Origin of the sequence: Citrobacter sp. CF971 (genome assembly GCF_006385635.1) — a bacterium.
Lineage (GTDB): Bacteria > Pseudomonadota > Gammaproteobacteria > Enterobacterales > Enterobacteriaceae > Citrobacter > Citrobacter freundii.
On the sequence record NZ_CP041051.1, the window covers coordinates 3,623,833 to 3,636,303 of the forward strand.

At 54.8% G+C, this 12,471-nt stretch carries 8 protein-coding genes; 1 reads left to right on the plus strand and 7 read right to left on the minus strand.

The features are described from left to right. Positions 1-36: 36 nt before the first annotated feature. The 4 genes from glrR to purL form a co-directional block, all read right to left on the minus strand. Positions 37-1,371 carry a two-component system response regulator GlrR gene (gene glrR / locus E6P06_RS21130; protein WP_304502307.1) on the minus strand — a complete coding sequence of 445 codons (1,335 nt, stop codon included), beginning with the start codon at positions 1,369-1,371 and terminating at the stop codon, positions 37-39. After that, complete coding sequence (gene qseG / locus E6P06_RS21135; protein ID WP_139935687.1) at positions 1,371-2,114, minus strand: two-component system QseEF-associated lipoprotein QseG; 744 nt, start codon at positions 2,112-2,114, stop codon at positions 1,371-1,373. Before qseG ends, glrR begins: the two co-directional genes overlap by 1 nt. A 22-nt stretch (positions 2,115-2,136) precedes the next feature. Further along, positions 2,137-3,567, minus strand: a complete 1,431-nt coding sequence (qseE, locus tag E6P06_RS21140; RefSeq protein WP_003847077.1) for a two component system sensor histidine kinase QseE/GlrK — start codon at positions 3,565-3,567, stop codon at positions 2,137-2,139. A 634-nt stretch (positions 3,568-4,201) separates the two neighbouring features. Next, on the minus strand, positions 4,202-8,089 hold the full coding sequence (purL, locus tag E6P06_RS21145; RefSeq protein WP_032941156.1) for a phosphoribosylformylglycinamidine synthase: 3,888 nt from the start codon (positions 8,087-8,089) through the stop codon (positions 4,202-4,204). A 256-nt stretch (positions 8,090-8,345) separates the two neighbouring features. Here purL and mltF point away from each other — a divergent pair, with 256 nt between their 5' ends. Continuing rightward, complete coding sequence (gene mltF / locus E6P06_RS21150) at positions 8,346-9,896, plus strand: membrane-bound lytic murein transglycosylase MltF (RefSeq protein WP_003838390.1); 1,551 nt, start codon at positions 8,346-8,348, stop codon at positions 9,894-9,896. Between the two features lie 12 nt (positions 9,897-9,908). Here the strand turns inward: mltF and tadA are convergent, their stop codons facing one another. From tadA to E6P06_RS21165, 3 genes are all read right to left on the minus strand, one after another. Beyond that, positions 9,909-10,373: a tRNA adenosine(34) deaminase TadA gene (gene tadA / locus E6P06_RS21155; protein ID WP_229235875.1), complete on the minus strand. Its 465-nt coding sequence runs from the start codon at positions 10,371-10,373 to the stop codon at positions 9,909-9,911. 89 nt (positions 10,374-10,462) lie between these two features. After that, positions 10,463-11,098: a phosphatidylglycerophosphatase C gene (gene yfhb / locus E6P06_RS21160; protein ID WP_003037603.1), complete on the minus strand. Its 636-nt coding sequence runs from the start codon at positions 11,096-11,098 to the stop codon at positions 10,463-10,465. Between the two features lie 3 nt (positions 11,099-11,101). Next, positions 11,102-12,466 carry a PTS transporter subunit EIIC gene (locus E6P06_RS21165; RefSeq protein ID WP_049002476.1) on the minus strand — a complete coding sequence of 455 codons (1,365 nt, stop codon included), beginning with the start codon at positions 12,464-12,466 and terminating at the stop codon, positions 11,102-11,104. Positions 12,467-12,471: the final 5 nt, after the last annotated feature.

A 12,471-nucleotide genomic window follows, 5' to 3' on the forward strand; every position in this document is an offset into this window, starting at 1 on the left:
TCTTTTGATCGAATAAAGCTAACATAATCCGCAGATTTATTCTTTGAAATCGTTTGCATCCAGCTCGTGTCGAGAAAGCAACTTATAGAATTCGGTGCGATTGCGCCCCGCCATTCTTGCCGCGTGAGTCACATTGCCCTTGGTGATTTGCAGCAGCTTACGCAGATAGTTGAGCTCAAACTGGTTACGCGCCTCAACAAATGTCGGCAGCGCGGTGTTTTCCCCTTCCAGCGCCTGCTCCACCAGCGCGTCGCTGATCACTGGCGAAGAGGTCAACGCCACGCACTGCTCAATTACGTTGACCAGCTGACGCACATTGCCCGGCCAGCTGGCGGTCATTAACCGCTTCATGGCATCGGTTGAAAAGGCGCGTACGAACGGTTTGTGCCGTTCAGCAGACTGGCGCAGCAGATGGTTCGCCAGCAGCGGAATATCTTCCGTACGCTCGGCCAGCGCAGGGATCTTCAGGCTCACCACGTTGAGGCGATAGTACAAATCCTCGCGAAATTCGCCCCGAGCCATCGCTTTGGGTAAATCGCGGTGGGTCGCAGAAACGATCCGCACATCAATGTCGATATCGCGGTTACTGCCCAACGGTCTGACTTTTCGTTCCTGCAATACGCGCAGCAGTTTCACCTGTAACGGCGCAGGCATATCGCCAATCTCATCGAGAAAAAGCGTGCCGCCTTCAGCGGCCTGAAACAGCCCTTCACGATTACTCACCGCGCCGGTAAAAGCGCCGCGCGCATGACCAAACAGTTCAGACTCCAGCAGTTGTTCCGGCAACGCGCCACAGTTAATGGCAATAAAGGGCTTGTGACTGCGCGGGCTGGCGTTGTGAATAGCCTGGGCGAAAACTTCTTTCCCGGTTCCGCTTTGGCCGTTGATCAAGACACTAACATCCGATTGCGCCACCATTCGCGCCTGTTCCAGCAGACGTAGCATCAGCGGGCTGCGGGTGACAATGGACTCACGCCAACTGTCATCAGTAGCAGGCGCAGACTGTTCCAGCGCCCCGTCAATCGCGTGATATAACGCGTCCTTGTCGACTGGCTTAGTGAGAAAACTGAACACCCCTTGCTGGGTCGCCGCAACGGCGTCCGGGATGGAGCCGTGAGCGGTCAGGATAATCACCGGCATGCCCGGCTGCACTTTCTGGATTTCAGTAAACAGCTGCATGCCGTCCATTTCATCCATGCGCAGATCGCTGATAACCAGATCCACTTTTTCACGGTTCAGTACCCGTAACCCTTCCTGCCCACTTTCCGCGGTCACGACGCTGTAGCCTTCGCTGGTCAGCCGCATTCCAAGTAATTTCAACAGGCCCGGATCGTCATCCACCAGCAGCAGATGTGCGGGCTTACGGCTTATCATGGCGTAACCTCATCGGCAGACGGCGCTGCGCCTTCTTCGTTATCAGGCGTAGTGAGTTTATCGTTCCCGTGCGGCGCATCAGGATTGTAGTTACCGGCGGGTTTGCGCGTTGAAAGCTGGCGCTCAATATCGGTCAGATTCTCCAGCTTGCGGGTCGTGAGATCGAGCTGGGACTGCAAATGTTGTTGCTGTTGACGCAGCGTATCGAGATCGCTATCTGACGACTGCTGGAGCTTACTGTAGCGCAGGCGCTCTTCGGCAAGCTGTAACTGCAACATTTGATTACGGAACCAGGCCTGATAAAGCGGTCGAACCTGACTTGGAATTTGTGGGCTTAACGCGTCGAGACGCGTAACTGCCTCTCGCCGTTCAGGCGGGGTAATGCGGGCGTTATCAAGCAGGATCCCGCGTTTGAAAGCGCCCTGCCAGGTATCCGTGAGCTGAGCACTGGCTTCACTGCGCGCCTGTACCGGCATCATGCGATCGGCACAGTCCATCGCCCGCAGCCAGTACAACGGGTTGGTATCTGTGGACTGGCCAGACAGCGACCAGATATCCGTACAGTCGGTTGCAAGGTAGTCCGCCAGTTGATTAGGCGGAATTTTCTCCTGCGAAGGATCGCCGATAATATGATTCACCGCGTTCGGGACGCAACCAACCAGTGCCAGGCACGGCAGGCTTGCGAGGATGACGCGATGAAGAAAATGTCGTTTAAGCATTCGGGCAACAACGTATGGCATACTCACCAGACTTAGGTTTATTTTAGTGATTTTTCGCAGCAGCTAGCGGCAGTTCTATGCGAAAACAAACGTTTTGCGCGTGGTCATCAACCAGATACAGTTTGCCCCGCATACGGCGAATGCAATCTCTGGCAATGCTTAGCCCCAACCCGCTTCCTTTTACCGCCCCTTTTCGCTGATGGCTACCCTGGAAAAAAGGCTCGAAGATCATGGTCTGTTCTGCTTCAGGGATCGGTGTGCCGGTATTCATTACATCGATGTATACCGTTGATCCATGCAAACTGCTGCGGATCCAAATGTTACCGGATTCAGCGCCGTAGTGCACCGCATTGGAATAAAGATTGTCCAGCACGCTCATCAACAGCATCGGTTCTGCCAGGCAGGCGTTCACCGCAAGCGCAACATCAGTATGTATCATTTTGGCGCGAGCGGGCAGGCTATGCGCAGAAACAACGCTTTCCACCAGCGGCGCGATTTCCACACTTTCAAGCTCAGCCTCATCATCCGCCAGCTTGCGGTTGTAATCGAGAAGTTGCTCAATCAGTTTTTGCAAGTTGCGGCTGCTGTCATCGAGGATGCCGACCACCTCTTTTTGCTCCGGTGTTAACGGGCCCACTACCTGATCGGCCAGCAATTCGGTACCTTCACGCATACTCGCCAGCGGTGTTTTCAGCTCATGAGAAAGATGGCGTAAAAACTGATGCCGTTGCGACTCAAGCCAGGAGAGGCGTTCACTTAACCAGATAATACGCTGCCCCACGGATCGCAGCTCGCGGGGCCCAGTTAATAATACGCTATCGCCCAACGAGCGCCCTTCTCCCAGACGGTTGATCATCCGTTCGATGCCCTTCACCGGACCGATAATCATACGGGTAAACAACAGCACCATCGCCAGGCTAAGGAGAAACAGCACCAGTGCCTGCCAGCCAAAAAACTGCCCGCGTTCGGCTATTTCCTGCTGTAACTGCTGGCCACGAGAAAAGACGACGGTACGCGTCGCTTGCACCATCTCGGTATTGGCATTGGCGAACGCTTCCAGCCGTGCAGCCGACACACTGTCAGGGCCGCTGTTTTTACACTGCAACTGCGCGAGATCGTTAAGATCCTGACGCAACGCCTGGTAGAGCTTGGTATCTGGCAACACCCCCGCATGCGCATCCAGCATATCACTGTAGCGTTTACGCTGACTTTGGTAGACCTTGGCCAACGTTGAGTCATCAAGCACACAGTATTGCCGATAGCTGCGCTCCATCTCCAGCGCAGCATTGGTCATCGCTTCACTGCGTCTGGCGTCAATCAGCGTGGTGCGGTTCGTCAGCGCAGCCTGCGCGCTCAGGGCATTCAGACTTTGCCATGCCTGCCAGGCCAAAACTAACAACGGCAACAGGATCAGCAAAAATGCCAACATCACCAATTGACGTAAAGATCGGGGGAAAACTGACCAGCGCTTCAAGGCGTTACTCTCAATGGACAGGAATAGGTTGATGCTAACTGAGGGGAACGCCAGATACAACAAAGCCGGGATTAACCCGGCTTTGTTGCGGAATAAGGCGGTGCCTAACTCGACGTTTCGCCCGGAGGTTGATATGAGCTTCGCTAATATCAGATGTTGGACGGCAGGCACCTTGTTGTGCGTCATTCGAAGTTTATGTAGCACGTCCCGAAGGGGCTGACATAAGAAGGTGAATGAGCCACTGGTTAATATTATGCAGCATCTGTGCCAATATTCAAAACACTTTATTAACACAATGATAAATATAGAAAATATGATTATTTATATGAGAAATGATATTGTCTATTTTTCGCCCACACCGTCGCCAATCAGCAACACCTGTAACACTTAAAAATAAATTCGTTTTAAATCAAATAATTAAATGTCTCTTTTTGGCGACAATGTAACCTTACCTATGTCGGCATTTCCCGACACTTTACTTTAGGTGCAAGCGCTGAGTTTATTGCCGGATAGCGGCGTGAACGCCTTATCCGGCCTACAACCGCATTTCCCCGTAAGCCTGATAAGCGTAGCGTTATCAGGCGGCAGACAAAAAAAAGCCCCTCACAAGAGGGGCTTGATGATCATAGGCTAATTATCCAAGCTGTTTACGCGCGTTGCGGAAGATACGCATCCACGGGCTGTCCTCGCCCCAATTTTCCGGGTGCCAGGAGTTGCTCACGGTACGGAACACGCGTTCCGGGTGCGGCATCATAATGGTGACGCGACCATTTTCAGTGGTCACAGCAGTAATACCGTTCGGCGAACCGTTCGGGTTAGCCGGGTAAGCCTCGGTCACCTTACCGAAGTTATCGACGTAGCGCAGTGCCACCAGACCTTTGCTCTCAAGCTGAGCCAGATGCGCACCGTCACGCACTTCCACACGACCTTCACCGTGAGAAACGGCAATCGGCATCATCGACCCCACCATATCGGCAAGCAGTAAGGACGGGCTTTGCGTCACTTCGACCAGGCTGAAGCGGGCTTCAAAGCGGTCGGAGTGGTTACGCACAAAGCGCGGCCACAGGTCGCTTCCTGGGATTAGCTCACGCAGGTTAGACATCATCTGGCAACCGTTACACACTCCGAGCGCCAGGGTTTGCGGGCGATGGAAGAAGGTTTCGAACTCATCACGCACGCGGTTGTTGAACAAAATTGACTTCGCCCAACCTTCCCCTGCGCCGAGTACATCGCCGTAAGAGAAGCCGCCGCAGGCTACCAGCGCCTGGAAGTTACCCAGGCCGATGCGTCCCCCCAGCAGATCGCTCATGTGTACATCGATGGCGTCAAAGCCCGCACGGTGGAAAGCTGCCGCCATTTCGACGTGGGAGTTAACGCCCTGCTCGCGCAGCACGGCCACTTTCGGACGCGCACCGGTGGCGATATACGGCGCGGCAACATCGTCGTTAATATCGAACGTCAGTTTGACGTTGAGACCCGGATCGGCATCGTTGGTTTTAGCGTCGTGTTCCTGATCGGCGCATTCCGGGTTATCGCGCAGACGCTGCATCTGCCAGGTGGTTTCCGCCCACCACATACGCATCGTGGTGCGACTTTCGCTGAACACCGCATGACCATCTGCTTCGACCACGAAGCGGTCGCCCTGCACGGCTTTCCCCAGATAGTGAACGCAATCGGCCAGGCCATGTTGAGCCAGCAACGCCTCAACCGCTTCACGATCACCTGCGCGAACCTGAATCACCGCGCCCAGCTCTTCGTTAAACAGCGCCGCCAGACGATCTTCACCCAGAGAGTGGATATCAGCTTCAATACCGCAGTGACCAGTGAAGGCCATTTCCGCCAGCGTCACCAGCAAGCCACCGTCGGAGCGATCGTGGTAGGCCAGCAGCTTACGTTGTGCGACCAGCGCCTGAATGGCGTCGTAGAAGCCTTTCAGTTGCGCTACGTTACGCACATCGGCAGGCTTATCCCCCAGTTGACGGTAAACCTGCGCCAGCGCCGTCGCACCAAGCGCGTTGTGACCCAGACCAAGGTCAATCAGCAACAGGGCGTTATCTTCAGTTGAAAGCTGCGGGGTAATGGTGTGGCGCACATCTTCCACGCGGGCAAAGGCGGTGATCACCAGCGACAGCGGCGAGGTCATTTCACGCTGTTCGTTGCCTTCCTGCCAGCGGGTTTTCATCGACATAGAGTCTTTGCCCACCGGAATGGTCAGGCCAAGCGCCGGACATAATTCTTCCCCAACGGCTTTTACCGCTTCGTACAGTCCGGCGTCTTCGCCAGGGTGACCCGCAGCCGCCATCCAGTTGGCCGACAGTTTAATGCGTTTGATATCGCCAATCTGCGTTGCCGCAATGTTGGTCAGCGCCTCACCTACAGCCAGACGCGCAGAGGCTGAGAAGTCGAGCAATGCGACTGGCGCGCGCTCGCCGAGAGACATCGCTTCGCCGTAGTAGCTATCGAGGCTTGCGGTAGTGACCGCGCAGTTGGCGACCGGGATCTGCCATGGACCAACCATCTGGTCACGCGCCACCATACCGGTAACGGTACGGTCACCAATAGTCACGAGGAACGTTTTCTCCGCGACAGTCGGCAGATGCAGCACGCGGTTAACCGCATCTGCAATCGAGATTTCACTACGATTCAGTGCATCGCCTTTGGCTTTCAGCGTCTGCACATCGCGGGTCATTTTCGGTGTTTTACCCAGCAGCACATCGAGTGGCATGTCGATCGGCTGGTTGTCGAAGTGGCTGTCGCTCAAGGTCAGATGCTGTTCTTCGGTAGCTTCACCGATGACCGCGTACGGCGCGCGCTCGCGCTTACACAGTTCGTCAAACAGCGGCAATTGATCGGCAGCAACCGCCAGCACGTAGCGCTCCTGGGACTCGTTACACCAGATTTCCAGCGGGCTCATACCCGGCTCATCGCTGAGGATATCGCGCAGCTGGAACTTACCACCGCGACCGCCATCGCTTACCAGCTCCGGCATGGCGTTAGACAGACCACCCGCGCCAACGTCATGGATAAACAGAATTGGGTTCGCATCACCCATCTGCCAGCAACGGTCGATAACTTCCTGGCAACGACGTTCCATTTCCGGGTTATCACGCTGTACAGAAGCGAAATCAAGATCGGCATCAGACTGACCGGAAGCCATAGAGGAGGCTGCCCCGCCGCCAAGGCCAATGTTCATCGCCGGGCCGCCGAGGACGATCAGCTTGGCGCCAACGACGATCTCGCCTTTCTGCACGTGATCGGCACGGATGTTACCGATCCCGCCTGCCAGCATGATCGGTTTATGGTAACCGCGCAGCTCTTCGCCGTTATGGCTGTTGACCTTTTCTTCATAGGTACGGAAGTAACCGGTCAGCGCCGGGCGACCAAATTCGTTGTTAAACGCCGCGCCGCCCAGCGGGCCTTCGGTCATGATGTCGAGCGCGGTGACAATACGATCCGGCTTACCAAAGTCCTCTTCCCAAGGCTGTTCAAAGCCAGGAATACGCAGGTTGGAGACGGAGAAGCCTACCAGCCCGGCTTTCGGTTTTGCACCACGACCGGTTGCACCCTCATCGCGGATTTCTCCGCCGGAGCCGGTTGCCGCACCTGGCCACGGAGAGATAGCCGTCGGGTGGTTATGAGTTTCTACCTTCATCAGGATGTGGGCTGGTTCCTGATGGAAATCGTAGCGGCCGGTTTTGTGATCGGCAAAATAGCGGCCCACTTCAGAACCTTCCATTACCGCGGCGTTGTCTTTATAGGCAGACAACACGTGGTCCGGCGTGGTTTCGAAGGTATTCTTGATCATCTTGAACAGCGACTTAGGCTGTTGTTTACCGTCGATAACCCAGTCGGCGTTAAAAATCTTGTGGCGGCAGTGCTCGGAGTTGGCCTGCGCAAACATGTACAGTTCAATGTCGTTCGGGTTGCGCCCCAGTTTGGTGAACGCATCCTGCAGATAGTCAATTTCGTCTTCCGCCAGCGCCAGACCCAGACGCAGGTTAGCGTCGATCAGCGCCTGACGCCCCTCACCCAGTAGATCAACGCTGGAGACCGGCGCCGGTTGGTGATGGACAAACAGTTTTTCGGCATCGTTCAGCGCAGAGAAAACCGTTTCCATCATGCGGTCGTGCAGTTCGTCGGCCACCATCTGCCATTGCTCAGCGGTCAGTGTAGAGGCTTCTACATACCAGGCAATGCCACGTTCCAGGCGGCTAATCTGGTGCAGACCGCAGTTGTGGGCAATATCAGTCGCTTTAGAAGACCACGGGGAGATGGTGCCAGGACGAGGCGTAACCAGCAGCAGTTTTCCTTCCGGGGCGTGGCTTTGCAGAGCAGGACCATATTTCAGCAGGCGTGCAAGCTGCGCGTGCTCATCTTCATTTAACGGCGCATTCAGATCGGCAAAATGGACGTACTCGGCGTAAATATTGTGGACCTGGAGGTTGGCAGCCTGAAAACGTGCCAGCAGTTTGTTAATACGGAATGCAGACAGTGCAGGTGAACCACGCAGAATTTCCATCATAAGTCTCTCGTCTTCTAAGCTTTCGGTGTGCCCAAGTGGGGAAACGGGCGTCATTATAAAGAATCTACCGCGCCGACGAAACCGTTTGCGTCGAAATAAAATCACGACCGTCACTTATCATCAAATGCGGTCAGATTTCTGAATAGGTTGCCAACTGACGCAAGTTTAAGCAAAATGCCGTTCATTAATGACGACTTCACTTCTTAATCAGCACCACAGCAGGCAGAGAAAACGTACGGTTCAGAGAATTAACTAATTGAAAAAATTAAAGATTAATTATCTGTTCATCGGCATATTGACGCTGTTGTTGGCAGCGGCCCTTTGGCCATCTATTCCCTGGTTCGGTAAAGCCGAAAATCGTATCGCCGCCATTCAGTCGCGGGGAGAGCTGCGCGTCAGTACCATCGACTCGCCGTTAACTTACGCGACCCTCAACGGCAAAAAATTCGGCCTGGATTATGAACTGGCCCAGGAATTTGCCGACTACTTAGGCGTGAAGTTAAAAGTTACCGTACGCCAGAACATCAGCCAGCTTTTTGACGACCTGGATAACGGCAATGCCGACCTGTTAGCCGCAGGCCTGGTCTATAACAGCGAGCGGGTGAAAAATTACCAGCCAGGCCCGACCTATTATTCGGTTTCACAACAGCTGGTGTACCGGGTTGGGCAATATCGCCCGCGCACGCTTGCCACCGTGAACGAAAGCCAACTGACTATCGCCCCGGGGCACGTGGTAGTTAACGACCTCCAGCAGCTAAAAGAGAAAAAATTTCCCGATCTGAGCTGGAAAGTTGATGACAAAAAGGGCACCACCGAATTGCTCGATGATGTAATCGCCGGAAAGCTGGATTACACCATTGCAGATTCTGTCGCCATCAGCTTATACCAACGCGTGCATCCTGAGCTGGCCGTGGCGCTGGACGTCTCTGACGAACAGCCGGTGACCTGGTTTAGTCGTCTGGACGATGACAACACGCTGTCTGCCGCCTTGTTGGATTTCTTTAACACCATGAATGAAGACGGTTCTCTGGCACGGCTGGAAGAGAAATATCTCGGGCATGGCGATGATTTTGACTATGTCGATACCCGCACCTTTTTGCGCGCCGTAGACAGCGTGTTGCCGGACCTTAAGCCGCTGTTTGAGAAGTATGCGCAGGAGATAGACTGGCGACTGCTCGCCGCAATATCCTATCAGGAGTCGCACTGGGACGCGCAGGCCACATCCCCGACCGGCGTACGCGGACTGATGATGCTGACCAAAAATACTGCTCAGAGTCTCGGGCTGACCGACCGTACCGATGCCGAACAGAGTATCAGCGGCGGCGCGCGATACTTGCAGGATATGATGAGTAAAGTACCGGATACCGTCCCCGAAGGAGAACGCATCTGGTTTGCCCTTGCAGCCTATAACATGGGTTATGCGCACATGCTTGATGCGCGGGCGCTAACGGTGAAAACCAAAGGCAATCCGAACAGTTGGTCCGACGTAAAACAGCGGCTACCGCTGCTCAGCCAAAAGCCGTATTACAACAAGCTGACCTATGGCTATGCGCGTGGCCACGAAGCTTACGCCTATGTGGAAAATATCCGTAAGTACCAGATTAGCCTGGTGGGGTATCTGCAGGAGAAAGAAAAACAGGCGCAGGAAACGCAGCAACTGGCTCAGGATTACCCGGCGGTGTCACCGGCTGAGCTGTTGGGTAAAGATAAATTTCCGCTTTCAGCCTTTCTGACTCAGACGTCGTCAAACTACCTGTCGCACTCCCCTTCCCTGCTATTTTCGGCACAGAAGAAAGAGGACCAGTAGTCTGATTGGTATTTACTGATTAGCGGATTTTTTCAGGGCCTTGATTTCCTGCCGACGCATGCGAAAGAAATCACTGAGCAACGTGGCACATTCATCCCGCAGTACCCCCTCTGTCACTTCAACCCGATGATTCATCCCAGGGTGATGCAGCACATCCATTAATGACCCGGCAGCGCCCGTTTTCGCATCGCGTGCACCAAAAACGACCCGACCGATACGGCTGTGCACCATCGCGCCTGCGCACATCACGCACGGCTCCAGAGTGACGTACAGCGTGGCATCTAACAGACGGTAGTTTTGCAGCACCAGGCCGCCCTGACGCAGCGCCATAATCTCAGCGTGGGCAGTCGGATCATGATGACCTATCGGGCGGTTCCAGCCTTCGCCAATCACTCGGTTGTTATGTACCAATACCGCACCCACCGGGACTTCACGCTCATCCCAGGCGCGCTTAGCCAGCGTTAAAGCATGACGCATCCAGTATTCGTGGCTAAATTCAACATCTGACAAAGGGGTTACTCCACCAATAAAAGCGGGCGCATTATACACAGACGCTATCGTTTACTCTATTCGAGTTGTTGCAGCTCTCCGCGCGGCGTGACGCGCCAGCGATGCTGGCAAAAAGAGAGTAACGGATTATCCTGCTTACTGTCGCTGTAGCCGCTGTAGAGAGACAACGGTGCGCCAATCTGCCGCTCCAGTTGCGTCACTTTCTCATGGCCCAGACAGCGCAGAGTCAGCACCCAGCCGCCGTATCCCCGCGCCATTTTGCTGGCGATCAGATTGACTCGCGGTAACCACGGAGTATCAAAGTAAACCTGCTCGACCAACGACTGCGGAGAGCCGGTGATAAGCCAGATGTCAGCGTCAGAGCTTAACAGGTAGGTTGTCAGGCGCTGCTGAACGAGCGGAAACGCCGTCACGTTACTGCGAAACCAGCGCACAAAGTCGGCCTGATGCGCTTTCAGACGCGCCTCGCTGCGACCAAAAGTGCATCCCCATAACAGCAGGCTCATTGGCCAGCGGGCGGCGCGCCCTTGTATCAGCAATGCCAGCGCAATCACCGGTAGCAGAGGCAGCACCAGCAACGCGTTCAGCGGCTGGCGACGCAGCAGATAACGAATAAAACTACCGAACATATCCTGCTGGTGTAACGTGCCATCCAAATCAAAAAAGACAACGCGGCGCTGGTGATTGGTCAAACCTTATTCCTCTGGATCAGTGAATCCCAATAGCCAGGTAAACAGGAACCCGGCGATAACTGCTACCAGATAGCCTAACAGATAGAACATCACTTTTCCGGCAACAATCGTCAGTGCCAGCGGTAATCCGGAGATGCCAAATGTGATGACCGTCGCCACCTTCCAGTAGCTAATCAGCGCTCCACCTACCGCGCCGCCAAGACATGCACCGATAAACGGCTTACCCAACGGCAGCGTTACGCCAAAAATCAGCGGCTCGCCTATACCCAGCAGTCCGACAGGCAGTGCACCTTTGATTACTTTTTTTAACCGCGCATTTCGGGTTTTCATCAGAACCGCGATCGCAGCACCTATTTGCCCAACGCCCGCCATCGCCAGGATCGGAAAGAGCGCGTTATAACCGTGTGCCTGAACCAGCTCAACATGGATGGGCACCAATCCCTGATGAAGTCCAGTGAGCACCAACGGCAGGAAGGTTCCTGCCAGCACGGCACCGACCAGAAAACCGCCGCGATCGATAGCCCAGGATGCGCCGTGAGCAATAGACTCAGAAATCCAGCCGCCAAGCGGTTGCAGCGCCACAATCGCGATTACGCCGGTAATGATGGTAGTCAGCAGCGGATTAAGGATAAGCTCCAGTGATTCTGGCAACAGCTCGCGGAATTTGCGTTCGATCCAACACATCAACGCCACCACCAGCAGTACCGCGATCACTCCGCCGCGCCCCGGCTGCAACGCTTCGCCAAACAGCGTGATTTGTGCCAGTTGCGGACTGGAGAGGATCCCCGCCATCACCCCGCCCATCGCCAGGGAACCACCGAAAACTTTGGCGGTATTCACCCCGACCAGAATATTCATAATGGCAAACACGGCGCTGCCAAATATGCCCATCAACCCCAGCATATTCGGATAGTGGGTCGCAAAATCCCCCACGATGTCCGGGCGCTTAAGGATGTTAATAATGCCGGTAATCAAACCGGAGGCGATAAACGCCGGAATAAGAGGGATAAAGACGTTCGCCAGCTTGCGCAGCGCATCGCTCATCGGCGCTTTGTACTTCGCTTTGGCCTCTGACTTTGTGCGCTCGATATCATTGGCACCTGCTCGCTCGCCGCCATCGGCAATCAGGGAACGCATGGCATCCACCACTTTGGCCGCTTTACCGGGGCCAACAATAATCTGGTGCTGCGCGCCCTGCTTCACGTAGCCGCTGACACCGGGCAGTTGCTTGAGACGAGGGATATCGAGCTGTCCATCATCCTGAACTTCAACCCTGACGCGGGTCATACAGTTTTCCAGGCGCAGAATATTTTTCTCTCCGCCAACGCCCAGTAGAATATCGCTGGCCAGCACCGCCGTCTTATCCATATACA